This window comes from Exiguobacterium sp. KKT215, assembly GCF_055635335.1.
On sequence record NZ_CM145756.1, the window covers coordinates 2,474,945 to 2,492,423 of the forward strand.

Genomic DNA, 17,479 nt, shown 5'->3' on the forward strand with positions numbered 1-17,479 from the left:
ATATTTTCGAATAATTTAAAAAATTTTATTGCGCATTCATCTTGTTTGTAGTTTAATTGCAATATATTCGAAACAATCAGAATTTTCGGGAGGTAACACAATGCGCAACAAAAAATGGTTAGCTTTATCGGGTGTCGCTTTGCTTGCGACAGCAGCATGTGGCGGCGGAGAAGAAACAACAGATTCGTCTGAAGGGTCTTCATCAAGTGATGCGAAAAAGGAAATCACGCTCGTCTCGGCGACAGATTTACCACAGCTCGATCCGACGCTCACAACGGACTCGACGTCAATCATCGTGACGAACAACGTCTTCGAGGGACTGTATCGTCTGGATGAAAATAACCAACCGGTACCGGGAATTGCTGAAGACGTAGAAATTTCAGAAGATGGACTTACATACACCTTCAAATTGCGTGACGCGAACTGGTCAGACGGTTCACCGGTCACAGCTGAAGATTTCGTCTACTCATGGAAACGTGCCCTCAATCCTGAGACAGGTGCCGAGTACGCGTATATCCTTCAAGATTTGAAAAACGCCAATAAGATTCTCGCAGGCGAAGAAGAACTCGATACGCTTGGCGCGAAAGCGCTCGATGAGAAGACACTCGAAGTACAATTGGAGGCACCTGCCCCTTACTTCCTCGGGTTGACAGGATTCCCGACGTACATGCCGCAAAAGCAAGAGTTCGTCGAAGAACAAGGCGAGTCGTTTGCGACAGCTGTCGATAAGACACTTTACAACGGACCATACGTGTTAGATAGCTGGCAAGACAATGAAGGTTGGGTCTATAAAAAGAACCCTGAGTATTGGGACGCTGAAAACGTCAAGATGGATACGATCAACGTCAAGGTCGTTAAAGAAGTCGCGACGGGCGTCAACTTGTTCGAATCGGGCGAAGTCGATTACACGCTCTTGTCATCTGAATTCGTTCCACAATTCCAAGACTCGGATGAGTTCAAGACACGTGCCGACGCACGAATCAACTTCCTTCGTTTCAACCAGAAGAACGAATCACTTCAAAACGTCAACATTCGTGAGGCACTCGCAAAAGGCTTCGATAAGCAAGGCGTCACAGACGTCATCTTGACGGACGGTTCACAGCCGGCCAACTATATCGTCGCGAAAGACTTCACGTTCACAGAAGATGGAGCTGACTTCCGCGAGAAGTATCCAGACCTTCAAAGCTATAACGTCGACGAGGCGAAAGCTGCATGGGAGAAAGGTCTTGCCGAACTCGGTGTCGAGACAATCGAACTTGAGTTCCTCTCACGTGACGAAGAAGCGTTCAAGAAAGTCAACGAGTATATCAAAGGTGAGCTCGAGAAGAACCTTCCTGGCCTCACACTTAACATTAAGCAACAGCCGTTCAAAAACTTCCTTGAACTTGAAGGTGCTGGCGACTATGACGTCTCCGCTGCCGGTTGGGGTCCTGACTATCAAGATCCGATGACGTACCTCGACATGTGGGTCACAGACGGTCCGTTCAACCGCATGGCTTACTCGAACGACGAGTACGACAAGTTGATTCAAGGCGCGAAACAAGAAGCCGATCAAATGAAACGCTGGGAAGCGATGCAAGAAGCCGAACGCATCTTGCTCGAAGATGATTTCGCGATCGCACCGATTTACCAAAAAGGTGAAGCTTACCTTGAGCGTTCAAACATCGAAAACATGTACCGCCACCCGTTCGGAGCTGACGCTAGCTTCAAATGGTTGGACGTCAACTAACCCACAAACCCTGCCGCTTGCTTGCGGTAGGGTTTGTTTGTTGGGGCTATGCCGTTGTGACGCAAAAAAAGGGGACGTACCACGAAGTTGTGGTACGTCCCTTATCTAGATGATTACGCTTCGCGCTCAGCCCGCATATCGGCTGGTACGCGTCCACGTTTTGAAATGATTTGCGCGATCACGAGCAAGACAACGAATGTCGCAAGTGCCGTGAAGAATCCGACCCACATCGAGCCTGAGATACCGAGGACCAAATATCCGACCGCCGACACACTAGCCGCAATCAACGCGTATGGAAGTTGCGTCAACACGTGGTCGATATGGTGCGATCCGGCACCCGTCGAACTGAGAATCGTCGTATCCGAGATTGGTGAACAGTGGTCTCCGAACACCGCTCCGGCGAGAACAGCGGCAAGTGTCGGAAGCAAGAGCTCCGGCTCGACTGCCATAATCAAATCGGCTCCGATTGGAAGCATGAGACCGAACGTTCCCCAGCTCGTTCCTGTCGAGAACGCCATGAGACCGGCGATCATGAACAAGAGGAACGGCAAGTAAGATGGTGAAATCGAATCCGTAACGAAACTTGCCAAGTAGTCACCTGTCTTCATGTCACCGATGACGGCGATAATCGTCCAAGCAAACAACAAGATGAGCACGGCTGGCCACATGGCGCGAATTCCGCCCCATGTCGCTTGTCCATAGTCTTTCGCCGGAATCTTGCGGCCAATCAACAATAAGAGGGCAACAATCAAGCTGATGACAGCACCCGTTACGAGTGAACGTGTCACGTCTGTTGATTCGAACGCTCCGATCAACGAGAAGCTCTGACCGTCAGCGGCAAGCGCCTGTCCGCCCGTGTAGAGCATGGCCGACACCGTCGCGATAATCAAGGCAATAATCGGAACGATCAAGTCACGTACTTTTCCGCCTTCATGTTCGTTCAAGTCTTCACTCATCCCCATCGGTGCACCTTTCGATGTATCGTAGAGCTCCCCTTGGAGGGCACGGAGTTCATGTGTGCGCATCGGTCCGATGGCAAGTCCCGTGTAGGCGACGTAAGCCGTCAAGAGAAGCGCGAATACCGCGTAGAAGTTCATCGGGATGATTTGGATGAACGCTGAGAACGATGAGTAGCTATCAATCGAATACTTCGCCAGGATACCTGCGATGATGGCGATGATATAAGCTCCCCAACTCGAGAGCGGGCTGATGACGCAGACCGGTGCGGCAGTCGAGTCAATCATGTAGGCGAGTTTTGCACGTGATACTTTTTTACGGTCTGTGAGCGGTCGGCTGATGTTCCCGACGGCTAAACTGTTAAAGTAATCGTCGATGAAAATTAAAATCCCAAGTCCGAACGAGACGAGACGAGCACCACGGGCTGTCTTGACGTTTGAAGCGGCCCACTCTCCGAACGCGCGGGCGCCGCCCGACGTTTGGATGATCGATGACAAAATCCCAAGCAAGAGCAAGAACGCAATCAAGAGCACGTTCCATTCATTAATGGCTCCGTCGGCCCAGAATAATGCGATGACGTTCGACCACAAATATTGAATCGATTCGAGCGGGTTAAAATTGTGAAGCAATAAGACCCCTGCAATAATCCCGACACCGAGTGACGGAATGACTTTCCGTGTTGTGATGGCCATAATAATGGCCAATAAAGCCGGTACGAGTGAGAGTACCGAAGTTGAATAATCTACCATGTGATTTCCTCCTCTTTTGTTAGAGATGAGGCCCCCCTATGCTTAAAAAAACGCAAAGCGAGGGCATCGGCAACAAAGCCGACACCCTCGCTGGATGTTCCGTCTTTCTTAGCCGACTTGGAGCGCTCCATACGTAAATATGTATGGCAGTCTGACGGGTATTTCCCGTCAGCCCAGCACAAAGTCAGAGACATGACTTTACACTTCGGCGATCTTGCCTTTCTGTAGTCTTCACCGTTGTCATCCTCGGACTACTTACTCATCAGCATCGCACCTCTACCTCATCGATAGCACGAATATTCATTTAAAGTTACGTCTAAATTATCATAGGTCATAGTGACTAATCAATAGTTTTTTTCATCTCGGATGATTTGTTTCAACACCGCGAGTGCAGCCTGGTCGTCTGACTCGACCGCTTTAAAGAAATCACTAAAGAAATGATATAAGACAAAACGCTCGGCGTGTGACGTCGTATGTTCTTTAATCGTTAAGAAAATAAGGTGACGCAATCGCCGTTTCGTCCGCGTCTCGTCGGGCAATTCTTGACATCGGTCTTGGAAGGCACGATATACAGAATTGATCAAATCCCCATGTTCATCATACGACCGGTTGTAAGCAACTTGTTCCATCTGTGATATCCCCCCTTTCCATATTTACCGATGAAACTTGTCGTAACTATACCAACTTAAGCCGAGCCGTTCAATCGTTTCGGGTCGTTCTTAACAAAAATCATACGTTAGACTGACTTACGACTCGATGAATGAGAACGTCGTCACGTCGAATAGTCCCATATCGGTCAATTTCAAATCCGGGATGACCGGAAGCGCCAGGAACGACATCGTCAAATACGGGTTGAAGTGACGATGGGCCCCGACGACGTCGAGCGCATCGTTCAACTGTTCGAGCACGTCCGCCACTTCCGCATACGGACGTTTCGTCATGAGTCCACCAATTTCAAGCGGTAAGACGGCCAGCACCTTGCCTTCTGACACCGCGACGACCCCACCGCCCACTTTTTCAAGCGTCTCGGCAGCGAGCAACATATCGTCCGGGCTCACCCCGGCGATGACGAGGTTATGGCTGTCGTGCGCGACCGTGGCCGCGAGCGCCCCTCGTTTCAAGCCGAAACCGGTTACCGGTGCGAGGGCCATATGACCCGTCCCGTGGTGGCGTTCGATGACGGCGAGCGTGGCGATATCTTGCTTGAGGTCGGCTCCGGACGCGTCAGGTGTGAAGACCAGACGCTGTCGCTTCGTCAAGAGACTATTCGGCAATACTTGAATCACATCGACCGCTTCTTCCTTTACGGCCAAACGGAACGAATCCGCCGTCAAGTCCGGCAGCTTCAGCTCACCTTTCATCGGTTTCGGCACTTCAATCCCGTCAGCCTCGAACGTCGCCTTACCATCTTTAGCGACGACTTTCCCGTTCACGTAGACGGTGTCAATCGTTACCGATTCGACGTCTGACAAGATGACAAAGTTCGCGCGCTTGCCCGGGGCGATAGCACCCACGTCGGTTAATCCATACGCCTCGGCCGCGTGCAGACTGGCAACGGCATAGGCCGTCTCTGGCTTGACGCCTTGTTTGATGGCCATGCGAATGTTGTAGTCGATCCCACCCTCAACGACGAGATCGTCCAAATGCTTATCGTCCGTACAGAATAAGAACCGGTGGGCGTTGCTCTCCGTGATGGCCCGGCTGACTTTTTCCACGTTCCGGGCAACCGACCCTTCACGAATTTGAACGTAAAAGCCGCGACGCACCCGTTCGAGCGCCTCCTCAGCCGTCGTACACTCATGATCGGTCATGATGCCGGCCGTGCGATACACGTTCAACTGATCCGGGCCAAGACCTGAGGCATGACCGTCGACGACTTTTCCGGCAAGTTCTGTCTGGGCGATCTTTTGAAGCATATCCGCACTCCCCGACTCGACGGACGGATAGTCCATCACTTCGCCGAGACCGTGGACGCCCGGATCTCCTAAAAACGGTGCCAAGTCCTCGGCGTATAGCTTCGCACCTGCGTGCTCGAACGGTGTCGCCGGCACACAGCTTGGGAGCATCATGCGCACATCGAGCGGCAAGCCTTTGGCATCCGCCAACATATACTCAATTCCGAGCGCCCCGTTGACGTTCGCAATCTCATGCGGATCGGCGATGACCGTCGTGACTCCGAGCGGCAGGACCGCCTTGGCGAACTCGTGAGGCGGTACCATCGATGATTCAATATGGACGTGTGAATCGATGAACGACGGTGCGAGCGTCCAGGACGGGTCGTGGTATTCCGTCTCCCCTTCGTAGCCGTCCCCGATGGCCACGATGTATCCCGCATCGATAGCGACATCCGTGCGAATCATCTCACGACTGTAGACGTCGATGACCGCCACATCTTTAAAGACGACCGCTGCTTTCTTTTTCTTCGCCGCGATGTCGATCAAATGTTGTTTCTCCATCTGTGTGTCTCCTTTTTCCTACGTATTTTTACTATCTTAACAAGAATAATCTTTCAGGTGCAATTTCTTTTTCAACTTATGCGACAATGAAAGCATATCTGTTTGAAAGGGGTTACACTTATGCAGTACAAATTAGGCAAATTGATGCCGCAAGTTGACGAGACGGTTTTTCTCGCACCTGGATCCCACGTGATCGGTGATGTCACCATCGGCGCCCATTCCGGCGTCTGGTTCAACACGGTCATTCGAGGCGATGAGGGACCGATTCGCATCGGTTCTTACGTGAATATCCAAGACGGATCGATGGTCCACCAATATGAAGGTTCCCCGACAGTCATTCATGACCGCGTCTCCATCGGACATATGGCGATGATTCACGGCTGTGAGATTGAAGAAGGTTGTCTCATCGGGATGCATGCCACCGTTCTCGACGGGGCAAAAATCGGGAAGGGCTCGTTCATCGCCGCTGGTGCTCTCGTCACACCGAACATGCAAATTCCGGAAGGCGTCATGGTCATGGGCGTGCCTGCCAAAGTCGTCCGTCCGCTCAACGACGAAGATCGCTTCATCATGGAACGGACCGTCAACAAATATGCGAAGCGAGCCGAGCAGTACAGACAGACGTGTGAACCACTGACATCCACATAAAGTTTGTGAAAGCGTTTACAAGATTCATAAAATGTTAACGATTTCCCCGATTTTTCTTTATGTTTCCTTTGTATACTGAGGATGTAGTCAAGCCGACGTGTCGAAAGGGGCCAATTTGTATGTATCCAAATCATGCCGAACTGATGTTAGACTTGTACGCTTCGTCCGTTAACCCAAGCTATTGCCTGCATATCGAGGATTCGTTCGATGATACGCTACAAGGTACACATCGAGAGGTTTGGGAACGACTGCAATTGGATAATAATACAGAGAAAGAAATTAAAACTGAGGGAACGTGAACACAATGATTCCAACGAATGTCATTCAAGACTGGCTTGCAGCCAAGTTAAAAAAATAAACTGAGCGCTCACATGAACGGCTCAGTCTCATTGACCTATAAAGATTGGCCCGGTCGTAGTCACCTACGCTCGGGCCTTTTCGTTCACTCAAAAATTGTCAAACTAGCGTCAATCGATTGACGTTGCTTCGTCGGTGGCACGTCTTCGTAACGACCGAGCTGGAGTAACCCGACAAACGTCTCCCCTTCAGCTCCAATCATCTCTTGAAGCCTGGCATCCTCAAAAATACCGCCCGTCCGCCAGACGAGGCCGATTTGTTGCTCACTACACAATAAATGAAAGTTTTGAATCATCGTCGCTGTCGCGAGTAGCGCATCTTTCTTCCCTTTGTCCGTCTCGAACGCTTTCGTCGTTACATAGACACATGCGGCCGCGTTACGAATCCGCCCGGCGATCTTTTCACGTTTCGATTCCGGTCCATCTTGAAACGCCGGCTCGAGCGCCTGAAGCAAGACGTCTTTTCCATCCCCGTTGAACAAATAGAGATTCCACGGTTCGACTTTGTTATGAAACGGCGCTTGGTGAGCTGACGCCAACAACTCATAGAGTACTTTCGTCGCAATTGGTTCTTCCGTGAATATGCGAATCGTCCGCCGCGATTCAATCAACTGTTGTCCTGCTGTCTTTTCCATTGAAGTCACTTCCCCCTCTGTTCTCTCTCCCCCATCATAATTAAAAGCATTTCTCATTTGAAGAAGAACGACTTCCATTAAAAAACGCATCCCTGAATCAGGAATGCGTTTATGGCGTCACGTCGATTGTCCGACAATCTCACAGGCGACCAAGTCTTCGAGCGTCTGTCTCCGGACGACGAGACGATGTGTCCCGTCTTTCACGAAGACGACGGCCGGGCGGAGCATCTGGTTATAGTTGCTTGCCATCGAGAAGTTATACGCTCCCGTCGCTTTGACGAGCAAGAGATCACCAGCTTCGACCGGCGGGATAAGCGAACGGTTCGAGATGATGTCTCCCGACTCGCAGCACGCCCCGACGATTTTCGCCTCGAGCGTCTTCGCTTCATCCATCCGTGTCGCCGCAATGACGTCATATTCAGCGTCATAGAGAGCGGGACGAATGTTATCCGTCATCCCTCCATCGACCGAGACGTACGTGCGGACACCGCTCACTTCTTTCACCGTCCCGACTTCATAGAGCGTCGCGCCGGCGTTGGCGACGAGCCAACGGCCCGGTTCAATGCCGATTTTCGGAAGCGGCAAGCCGAAGCGTTCCACTTCCGCGACGAGCGTGTCCATCACTTGCGTCATCGTGTCGGCGAAGTCGAGCGGGTCGTCCGACTCGAGATAGGCGACACCGAAGCCGCCACCGATATTCAAGACGTCGGCCGTATACCCCGTCTCTTGACGGATCGTCTCGATGAAGTTGACCATCGTTTTGACCGTATTGATGAACAGCGTCGGTTCTTGAATCTGCGAGCCGACGTGACAGTGAATGCCTCGCAGTTGCAGTCGTTCCGCTTGTAGCGTCGCTTTGATCGCTTCGAGATACGTATCATCATGGGTCGGGAAGCCGAACTTCGTATCGACCCCGCCCGTCTGAATCGCCTCATGGGCGCCTCCTACGACTTGTGGGACGATGCGGAGCAAGACATCGACGTCTACCCCTTGCTCAGCGGCCAGACCCGACAACAGCCCAATCTCACGCATGTTGTCGATGGTGAAGTGGGTAATTCCGTTCTCGAGCGCGAACGTGATGTCCTGCACCGTCTTGTTCGAGCCGTGGACGTGAATCCGGTCAGCCGGGACACCGGCGTGGAGCGCGACGAACATCTCGCCCCGCGAGACGACGTCGATGCTCAGACCCGCTGCCATCACTTTATCGTATACGGCCGCAATCGACATCGCTTTCGATGCGTACAGCGCGTACGTGTTCGGATACTTGTCGAGGAACGCGTTCCGGACAAGGTCGAGACGACGTTCGAGTTCAGGCTCGCTCATGATATAGAGCGGTGTCCCGTACGTCGCTTGAAGTTCACGGACGGACACGCCTTCGATCATACAAACTGATTGGTTGGTGGTGTACATACATTGCCTCCTTCAAAGCGATGCGGGACACGCCATGAGCGTGCGCATAATTGTTCTGAGTTATTGGCGTGACCGGTACGGGTCACGTCATCGATTTTCGTAAGATGGCCATACAGCTCCACACGATCTCCGACTTGTACGGTGTCATCGACGCGTAAAAAACTGTGGCTCATGAAAATGTTGCTGATGAACGGATAGGCTCGTCCTTCGATATGGGCTGGTAAGAAGCGCCGGGCTCGCATGAGTCCGTCACCATAGCCGACCGAGAGTACGGCGATGCGTTCTTTCGTCTCGGCCGTGTAGCCCGTACCGTAACCGACGTGGGCACCGGCCTCGATGTCATGCACGGCGACGACTTCTGTTTCCCAGCGAAACGCCGGGATGAGCCAATCGACCGGTTCGACCGAAGAGTAGCCATAGAGAAAGATACCGACACGGACGTGCGTGCAATGCCCGAGACGCGGATCCGCTTGAAGCGTCGCTGCACTGTTGGCTGCGTGCACGATGTCGAACGTATGCCGCTCCATGAGACGATTCGACCAGTCGGCGAACCGCTCCACGTGCACACTGTGCTCGATTTCGGCGTTATCCGCGTCAGCGAGTGGGAAATGTGTACATAACCCGACAAGATCGAGCCCCTCGTCTTGGCAAAAGGCGACGATGGCCAACGCTTCCTGGAACGTCTTCGCACCGAAGCGGTTCATGCCGACGTCGAGCTTCAAATGAAGCCGGACCCCGTCGAGCTGGTCCCGTTGCGAGACGAGCCAGTCATAGGAACCGATGGCGACGTCAAGTTGGTCACGATGGACGCTTGTCCACTCGTATACCGGGTTCATGACAAGAACACGTGCTTCCGGAGCTGATGCCCGGACCTCGCTCGCCTCGTCAAGCGTCGTCACCATGAAGTGACGCACCCCTTCTTCGTACAGTGTCGTCACAACTGGCTCCATCCCTAAGTTATAGGCGTTGTTTTTTACGACGGCGAACACCGGTCGGCCAAGCGCTTCAATCCGACGTTTGTTTTCGCGAACCGCATTCAAGTCAATTGTGACTCCCATACAAAAAACTCCTTTACTCTTTGACTCCAGCTTTGACGAACGTGACCCAATCACGGTGGCCTGCGATTTGTCCTGTCACAGCCTCACGGTAACGCGAGAGCATATTCGTCGCGACCGTTTGAACGCCGCCACCAATCGAAATATTGTCGATTTCGATGACGCTCGTCACTTCAGCCGCCGTTCCTGTCAAGAAAATCTCATCTGCGACATATAGTTCGTCACGTCCGATGTGGCGTTCGATGACCTCGAACCCTTCCTCACGGGCAAGTTCGATTACCGTTTGACGCGTGATGCCGTCGAGCACCGAGCAATCGAGTGACGGTGTGAAAATTTTGTTTCCTTTTACGAGGAAGATGTTGGCGACGCTCGCCTCGCTGACGTTTCCGTTCATGTCGAGGGCAATCGCTTCGTCATATCCATCACGGACCGCTTCTCCTTTAAGGAGTTGCGAGTTCATATAGTTCGCTGCCGCTTTCGCTTGCATCGGCATCATCGTCGAAGAGACGCGGCGATACGAGGCGACTTTCGCACGGATTCCGACCGTCTTGCTGAAATATTCGCCGAGCGGCCAGCACGAGATCGCGACGTGTACTTTTGTTTCCTGCGTCGGCATGAGTGCCTGCCAAGGTGTGCCGAGGAAAACGAATGGGCGGATGTAACAAGCTTCAAATCCGTTGCGTTCAATCAATTCGATTGTTGCTTGTTCGAGCTCATCGACCGTGTACGGCAAGTCGACGTGATAGTATGCACACGAACGAACGAGTCGCTCCAAGTGTTCACGGAGTCGGAAGATGGCCGGGCCTTCCTCTGTGTGGTATGCCCGAATCCCTTCAAAGAACCCACTACCGTAGTGAATTGCGTGCGTCATGATACTCGTGTTCGCATCACTCGGCTCGATCCAAGCCCCGTCTTGCCACATCCATTGTCCATACTGTTCCATTGTTCAACTCTCCCATTCATTTTTGATATTTTCTGTCTATTATACGTTACAGGGAGCGTAAGTCATCAACAAGTTGTGTTTTTTCTGCGGTTTTTTCATCTTTTTGCTTAATGACGCGGGCTGGTGTACCGGCAACGACGACGCCTGGCGGTACGTCTTGCGTGACGACACTACCTGCTGCGACAACGGCATTTTCACCGATGCGGACGCCTTCCAAAATGACGGCGTTCGCACCGACCATGACACCGTCTTCGATGATGACCGGATCTTTTGAAGGTGGCTCAAGAACACCCGCCACGACAGCGCCAGCGCCAAGGTGGACGTTTTTCCCGAGTGTCCCGCGGGCACCGATGACCGCGTTCATATCGACCATCGACCCGTCACCGATGACGGCACCGATATTGATGACAGCACCCATCATGACGACGACGTTGTTTCCGATTTGAACGTGGTCGCGAATGAACGAACCTGGTTCGATGCGGGCATTCAACTGCGTCGTATCGAGCATCGGTACGGCGCTGTTCCGGCGATCGTATTCGAGGTGCGTGTCCGTGATGACGGCAGCGTTCGCTTCTAGGAAAGCAGCCGCACGTTCAGCCGTTGTAAGGAACAGTTTCGACTCGTCTGTTCCAAAAGCTTTGGCATCTTCGATTGTCAGACCGGCCAATTGACCGTTAACGTACAATTTGACAGGCGTTTCTTTCTTGGCATCTTTAATGTATTGCGCGATTTCATAAGCGTTTGTGAGTAACATGAGTGGCCTCCTCGTATAGGTTCGTTAAATTGTATAGTCCGGCTGGGCGGTCAAGAATCGTTGCCGCCGCAGCGAGTGCCCCGTTCGCGAAGACGCGTTTGGACAGGGCCGTGTGTTTCAATTCAAGCATTTCGTCGTCTCCGGCAAAGAGGACGGTATGTTCTCCAAAAATCGTCCCCCCGCGTACCGAATGCATGCCGAGTTCATCGGCTGCACGCGCTTCGCGGCGCGGTGTCCGGTCATATACCGGTGTCACGTCGCGTTTCGCCTCGATGGCACGGGCGAGCAATTCCGCCGTCCCGCTCGGTGCATCGACTTTTTTGCGGTGGTGCGCCTCAATCACTTCGATGTCATAACCGAGCGTGAGCGGGACGAGTTGGTCGAGCAACTGTTTCAGGAGCGCGATCCCATAAGACGTATTATACGACTGGAAAATCGGGATCTCCTGAGACGCCGCTTCAATTTTGGCGAGCTCTGCTTCCGAGAAGCCCGTCGTCGCGATGACGAGCGGGATTTGCTTGGCTTTCCCGAACGCGAGTACGTCATCCAACAACGCCGGGTTCGAGAAGTCGATGACGACATCGACGTCGGCCTCGACATCTTGTATCGAGACGGGATGTTCCCCTCCGGCCGGTGAGACGATGGCTGCAACGGTCAAGTTTTGTGTCCGGGCGACTTCTTCGACGATCTGTCCCATCGCGCCGTATCCATGAATGAGTAAGTTCACTGTCTCACCTCATTGAACTGCTCCATTGCCGATAACAAGCGGGCCTCGGCCGTCGCGCTCATCGGGACGAGCGGGAGACGTGGTGCACCGAACTCGAAGCCGCGTGCATTCAATGCTGCTTTGACCGGAATCGGATTTACTTCCGCGAACAATTCGTCGATGACCGGGAGCAGTCGGAGCTGCCATGTGCGTGCCGTTTCCAAATCTCCGGCGAGGAGCGCTTCAGCTAATGCGACCGTCGCACCCGGATAGACGTTCGAAAGGACCGAGACAACACCTTGCGCCCCCCAAGCCATATAAGGAAGGATTTGATCATCGTTCCCGCAATAGACTGGGAACCCTTCCGGTACGTGCGCCATCATTTGAGCCATCACTGAGATATCCCCGCTCGCTTCTTTGAGCGCAGCGATGCGTGGGTGATCAGCGAGTTCCCCAACCGTTGCCGGATCAAGGGCGACGCCCGTCCGCGATGGTACGTTGTAGAGCATGAGCGGAATCGGTGACGCGTCGGCAATCGCTGTGAAGTGGGCAATCAGACCCGCTTGCGTCGACTTGTTGTAATAAGGCGTGACGACCATCGCCATCTCGGCTCCGAGTTCGGCGGCCCGTTTCGTCTTTTGAATGCTGAGCGCCGTGTTGTTCGATCCGGTTCCGGCGATGATAACGGCGCGGCCGGCAGCGACTTCAATCGCTTTGACGAGAAGCGTCTCGAACTCTTCGTCCGTGATGGTCATGCCTTCACCAGTCGTTCCCCCGATCACGAGACCGCTGACACCTTCTTTAATTTGATCTTCAATCAACGCTTCCCACGCTGTGAGATTTAGCTGACCGTCTGCTTGAAACGGTGTAGCGAGTGCGGTTGCGACTCCTGTGAACATATAATCTCCCCCTTATTTCGTAGCAGTCTGCCCAATCATGCATTGGGCGATTTGGACGGCGTTCGCTGCCGCGCCTTTTCGAACGTTATCAGCGACGCACCAAAGATGGAACGTGTTCGGCTGTGACTCGTCGACACGGATACGACCGACGTACACGTCGTCTGTCCCGTTCGCATCGAGCGGTGTCGGATAGACGAGCTCCGCTGGGTTATCCATCAAGACGACACCTGGCGCGTCCGCGAGCACGGCTTTCACTTCGGCGAGCGTCGCGTCGCGGTCGAGCGTGACTGTGATGGAGACGGCGTGGCTGTTGCGGACCGGGACACGGACACATGTTGCGGTGACACCGAGGTTCGGCGCGTTTAAAATCTTGCGTGTCTCTTCAATCATCTTCTGTTCTTCTTTCGTATAACCGTTCTCTAAGAACACATCAATGTGTGGCAAGACGTTATCGTAAATCGGATACGGATAGTTCTTCGGCTCTTCCCCACGTGCTCCGCGTTCCAAGTCTTCAATCCCTTTTTGGCCCGAGCCAGAGACGGCTTGATACGACGTATAGGCGACACGCGTCAATCCGTATACTTCCGCGAGTGGTGCGAGCGCGACGACCGATTGGATCGTCGAGCAGTTCGGGTTGGCGATGAGCGTCTTGTCCGGGCTCAGTTCGACTCGGTTCACTTCCGGTACGATGAGCGGAATGTCCGCCTGCATCCGGAATGCACTCGAGTTGTCGATGACGATGACACCTTGTTCACTCAGGCGAGGCGCATATTGTTCACTGATGCTCCCACCGGCTGAGAAGAGCGCGATATCGATTGGGTCCGCATAAATCGCGTCCGACAGTTCCCGGATGACGACGTCCTTGCCGTTCACGTTCACGGTCTTCCCGGCCGAACGAGATGATGCGTACAACATCAATTCGTTAATCGGGAATTCATACTCGGTCAATACTTCAATCATCTTTTGGCCGACGGCACCGGTCGCACCGACGACGGCTACGTTATACATGTGGCGTCCTCCTTATAACTTGAAGCGGGTCGCGATGGCCGCGACGGCTGCTTCGACGTCTTGTTCGTTAATCGTGTACGAGATGCTAATCTCGGATGTCGTGACTTGATAGAATGGGATTCCGCTCTCGCGGAACGTGGCGAACAGTTCGGCTGCGACACCGGTCGCGTCACGCATGCCGATGCCGACGACCGAGATTTTCGCATGCTCGGTATGACGGTCGATTTTGATTTGTGGGAACGTCTCAGTCAGTTCCGCGAGCGCCTCTTCGAGAAACGCTTCTTCATCGAGCGGACAGGTGAACGACAGGAATACTTCACCATCGAACGCGGTCTGACTGATCATATCGATATTGACATGACGCTGTGACAATTTCTCGAAAATGTCGGCAACTCCTGCCACCGAATGTGGAATATGTTTGATTGAGACGCTGAGCACGTTCTTCACGACGCTCACGCTCGTCACCGCTTTTTGTTCCATCGCCTGTGTCATATCCATGATCCATGTTCCTCCTTCGCTCGCAAGCGTCTTTCCTACAAAGATGTTCACATCAAATTTTTTCGCGAGCTCTACGCTACGCATCTCCATCACTTTCGACCCGAGCGCGCTCATCTCCATCATCTCGTCATACGAGACGGTATCTAATCGGCGGGCCGTCGGATGGATGCGCGGGTCAGCCGTATAAACACCGGCGACGTCTGTGTAAATCTCACAGCGTTTGCTGAGGACGGCGGCCAAGGCGACAGCGGTCGTATCCGATCCGCCTCGTCCGAGCGTCGTCACATCACCGAACTCGTTGACACCTTGGAAACCGGCGACGATGACGACGTCATATGTCCGGAGCTTCTCTTCGAGCACTTCTTTGCGAATCGCCTTGATTTTACTTTTCGTGTGAATGCCCATCGTGTCGATCCCGGCTTGTTGTCCGGTAAGCGAGATGGCAGCCACGCCTCGAGAGTTTAAAGCGATGCTGAGCAGGCTGATCGTCTGCTCCTCACCGACCGCGAGCAAGCGGTCCAGTTCACGAATCATCGGGCGTTCCGTGATTTGTTTGGCGAGTGACAACAGTGAGTCAGTCGTTTTCCCCATCGCGGAGACGACGACGACAAGTTTTTCTCCGGCCGCGGCCCGTGTCTGTAAATATTCGGAAATGGCCTGGATTTGTTCAATCGTGGCAACGGAGCTGCCTCCAAATTTCAATACGGTTGTCATCAGGTTCCCCACTTTCATGATGTCCACCAACAGAAAAAGCGGCAGACCGGTAGGAAGCACTCTCCCTACGGTCTGCCGCTTGTACGCGCAGTTGAAAAACGATTAAAGAATCGTTCCGTAGATAGCGCTCCATGGCATTTCATCCATGGCAGTGTAGGCGTTATTCACGACTACCCCAGCCTTCGTTCGTACGCATGCGAACGTCGACTTCGGCGAAATTCCCCTTTCGGCTCGATCCGGAATGCGTCCGTGTCGATCAAGCGTACTCATGTCATTCGCAACCTCTATCTGTCAGTTGTTAGTTTTAGTTATAACAAATGCATCCCGGCTTGCCAACCTTTTTTTAGAAAAAAGGAAAATTTCTAAAAACAATCACCATGTCTTCTTCATCATCCGATGCGGGATGTCCGCGTCTAAAAATTCGTCACCGCACGCCTCGTATCCGAGACGCTCATAGAAAGGGAGTGCCGTCAGTTGAGCGCCAAGTTTGAGCTCATGTAACTCGCTCGTCCGGGCGACGGACTCGATAGCGAGCATAACCTCTTTCGCATACCCGTTGCCGCGCGCCGAAGCGAGTGTGGCGACCCGCTCGACTTTCCCGACCGCGTCACCGATTGGACGCAGACGCGCCGTCGTCACCGGCTCACCGTCCACTGTCCCGACGAAATGGATGCAGTCTGGGTCAAGCTCATCATACTCGATTTCAGGGGCGATGCCTTGCTCGTGAATAAACACCGTCGCTCGCACAACCCGTGCCTGTTCAATCAGTTCTGCTTCCGTGCCGTGCTCAATCTTCAACATGATACCATTCCTTCCTGAAGCCGTTTCACGATTTCTGCCGTCGCGCGTTCCAACTCGATGACCGATTCGAATCGGGCCTGGGCTTGTTTATGACTGCCGCCACCGCGACCGATGCCGAGGTCGTCGAGTGTCCGTTTTAAGAATTTACCGATAGCGATGTCATGTGTCCCGTCATGCATGAGCCATAGCTTTTGACCCGTATGATTGGCTCCGACAGCGATTCGGCCCGTCGCGGCGATGCGTTCGACGATGGTCGTCGTCAACGTCTCCGCTTCCGTCTTACCGATATGGGTGATGACGTAATTGTCTTCCTGCAAAAAGGCAGCGACTTTCGCTTTCGCGACGCGCGCCTCGAGCGCCTTCACTTCCTTGTCCCGCTCGAGACGAAAATTTCGTTCCTCTAGGACACGGGCAGCGACCGTCTCGTTCGTCGTCGATAACGTTTGGTGAATCGTCCGCAACGCCGTCCGTGACGAATGGATGGCGGACAAGGCCCGGTGACCGGCAACATACGTCAAACGAACGTTCCCACGAACTTTCTTCATCGAGGTCACATGGACGATCCCAAGTTGGCCGGTCGTCTCGACATGTGTCCCACCGCACGCGTTGTAATCGAGTCCCTCAATGTCGACGATCCGGATCATCCCGGTGCGATCGGTCGGTTTGCGTAACCGATCGACCTCGACCTCTGCGGACGCGAGTTCGTACGTGGAGACGGGGCGGTTCTCAAAGATGATGCGTTGCACGTCTCGTTCCAACGACTCGATTTGAGTCCAATCGAGCGTCTCTGTCTCGATTTCAAGCGACGACTCCTCTTGTCCGATGCCGAAGCTGAGCGTCTGAATGCCGTATTCGTCTTCCAATAAAGCCGTCAACACGTGCTGAGCCGTGTGTTGAATCGAGTGGTCGTGACGGACCGCTTCATCGACCATGCCGGTCACGAGCGTCCCACGTTCGAGCCCCGGTTCGACTAAATGCCAGACAACCTCCTCGACCCGTTGCACATCGAGAACGGGTTGTCCGTCGAGTGTTCCGACGTCCGGAGGTTGGCCCCCGCCTTCCGCATAAAATAATGTGGATTCAAGCGCGACCCACGTCCCGCGCGCATCGGTGCGCACGTCGGTCACCGTCGTTTCAAATTGCCATGGCTTCATCTTGATC

Annotated in this window: 17 protein-coding genes and 2 riboswitches; of the genes, 3 read left to right on the forward strand and 14 right to left on the reverse strand. The window is 53.4% G+C overall.

All coding sequences use genetic code 11. The features are described 5' to 3' along the window. The first annotated feature begins 100 nt into the window (after positions 1–100). On the forward strand, positions 101–1,729 hold the full coding sequence (locus ACZ2GZ_RS12890) for a peptide ABC transporter substrate-binding protein (protein WP_021065240.1): 1,629 nt from the start codon (positions 101–103) through the stop codon (positions 1,727–1,729). A 113-nt stretch (positions 1,730–1,842) separates the two neighbouring features. Here ACZ2GZ_RS12890 and ACZ2GZ_RS12895 read toward each other — a convergent pair whose 3' ends face one another. From ACZ2GZ_RS12895 to ade, 3 genes are all read right to left on the reverse strand, one after another. After that, positions 1,843–3,435, reverse strand: a complete 1,593-nt coding sequence (locus tag ACZ2GZ_RS12895) for a Na+/H+ antiporter NhaC family protein (RefSeq protein ID WP_214715546.1) — start codon at positions 3,433–3,435, stop codon at positions 1,843–1,845. A gap of 112 nt (positions 3,436–3,547) precedes the next feature. Then, a riboswitch (Lysine riboswitch) is annotated at positions 3,548–3,722 on the reverse strand. A gap of 57 nt (positions 3,723–3,779) precedes the next feature. Further along, complete coding sequence (locus tag ACZ2GZ_RS12900; RefSeq protein ID WP_021065238.1) at positions 3,780–4,064, reverse strand: hypothetical protein; 285 nt, start codon at positions 4,062–4,064, stop codon at positions 3,780–3,782. Between the two features lie 117 nt (positions 4,065–4,181). Beyond that, a complete protein-coding gene (ade, locus tag ACZ2GZ_RS12905) occupies positions 4,182–5,891 on the reverse strand; it encodes an adenine deaminase (protein WP_214715548.1) in 1,710 nt (569 codons plus the stop codon). Positions 5,892–6,011: 120 nt separating this feature from the next. Here ade and ACZ2GZ_RS12910 point away from each other — a divergent pair, with 120 nt between their 5' ends. Continuing rightward, positions 6,012–6,539 (forward strand): gamma carbonic anhydrase family protein, encoded by a 528-nt coding sequence (locus tag ACZ2GZ_RS12910; RefSeq protein ID WP_029596089.1) that lies wholly within the window; start codon positions 6,012–6,014, stop codon positions 6,537–6,539. 119 nt (positions 6,540–6,658) lie between these two features. Next, complete coding sequence (locus ACZ2GZ_RS12915; protein WP_214802928.1) at positions 6,659–6,838, forward strand: hypothetical protein; 180 nt, start codon at positions 6,659–6,661, stop codon at positions 6,836–6,838. 143 nt (positions 6,839–6,981) lie between these two features. On the opposite strand, the gene ACZ2GZ_RS12920 is transcribed toward ACZ2GZ_RS12915, so the two are convergent. The 11 genes from ACZ2GZ_RS12920 to ACZ2GZ_RS12970 all read right to left on the reverse strand — a co-directional run bounded on the left by ACZ2GZ_RS12920 (position 6,982) and on the right by ACZ2GZ_RS12970 (position 17,472). Continuing rightward, the gene (locus ACZ2GZ_RS12920; protein ID WP_214715550.1) at positions 6,982–7,530 is read right to left on the reverse strand and encodes a nitroreductase family protein; all 549 of its coding nucleotides are present in this window, start codon (positions 7,528–7,530) and stop codon (positions 6,982–6,984) included. Between the two features lie 117 nt (positions 7,531–7,647). Beyond that, on the reverse strand, positions 7,648–8,940 hold the full coding sequence (gene lysA / locus ACZ2GZ_RS12925) for a diaminopimelate decarboxylase (protein ID WP_058765694.1): 1,293 nt from the start codon (positions 8,938–8,940) through the stop codon (positions 7,648–7,650). Next, a complete protein-coding gene (alr, locus tag ACZ2GZ_RS12930; RefSeq protein WP_021065232.1) occupies positions 8,910–9,998 on the reverse strand; it encodes an alanine racemase in 1,089 nt (362 codons plus the stop codon). The genes lysA and alr overlap by 31 nt, the downstream gene beginning before the upstream one ends. A gap of 13 nt (positions 9,999–10,011) precedes the next feature. After that, positions 10,012–10,938: a branched-chain amino acid transaminase gene (locus ACZ2GZ_RS12935; protein ID WP_021065231.1), complete on the reverse strand. Its 927-nt coding sequence runs from the start codon at positions 10,936–10,938 to the stop codon at positions 10,012–10,014. A 46-nt stretch (positions 10,939–10,984) separates the two neighbouring features. Further along, entirely contained in the window at positions 10,985–11,692 is a 708-nt protein-coding gene (gene dapD / locus ACZ2GZ_RS12940; protein ID WP_021065230.1) for a 2,3,4,5-tetrahydropyridine-2,6-dicarboxylate N-acetyltransferase, read from the reverse strand. Next, a complete protein-coding gene (gene dapB / locus ACZ2GZ_RS12945; protein WP_029596093.1) occupies positions 11,670–12,419 on the reverse strand; it encodes a 4-hydroxy-tetrahydrodipicolinate reductase in 750 nt (249 codons plus the stop codon). The genes dapD and dapB overlap by 23 nt, the downstream gene beginning before the upstream one ends. Further along, a complete protein-coding gene (gene dapA / locus ACZ2GZ_RS12950) occupies positions 12,416–13,297 on the reverse strand; it encodes a 4-hydroxy-tetrahydrodipicolinate synthase (protein ID WP_021065228.1) in 882 nt (293 codons plus the stop codon). Before dapA ends, dapB begins: the two co-directional genes overlap by 4 nt. A gap of 12 nt (positions 13,298–13,309) precedes the next feature. Beyond that, complete coding sequence (locus tag ACZ2GZ_RS12955; RefSeq protein WP_214715564.1) at positions 13,310–14,305, reverse strand: aspartate-semialdehyde dehydrogenase; 996 nt, start codon at positions 14,303–14,305, stop codon at positions 13,310–13,312. A 12-nt stretch (positions 14,306–14,317) separates the two neighbouring features. After that, the gene (locus tag ACZ2GZ_RS12960; protein WP_021065226.1) at positions 14,318–15,517 is read right to left on the reverse strand and encodes an aspartate kinase; all 1,200 of its coding nucleotides are present in this window, start codon (positions 15,515–15,517) and stop codon (positions 14,318–14,320) included. A 114-nt stretch (positions 15,518–15,631) separates the two neighbouring features. Next, positions 15,632–15,812: riboswitch (Lysine riboswitch) on the reverse strand. A gap of 77 nt (positions 15,813–15,889) precedes the next feature. Beyond that, entirely contained in the window at positions 15,890–16,318 is a 429-nt protein-coding gene (locus ACZ2GZ_RS12965; protein ID WP_214715572.1) for a GNAT family N-acetyltransferase, read from the reverse strand. Next, a complete protein-coding gene (locus ACZ2GZ_RS12970; protein WP_214715574.1) occupies positions 16,312–17,472 on the reverse strand; it encodes an alanyl-tRNA editing protein in 1,161 nt (386 codons plus the stop codon). The genes ACZ2GZ_RS12965 and ACZ2GZ_RS12970 overlap by 7 nt, the downstream gene beginning before the upstream one ends. Between the last annotated feature and the right edge of the window lie 7 nt (positions 17,473–17,479).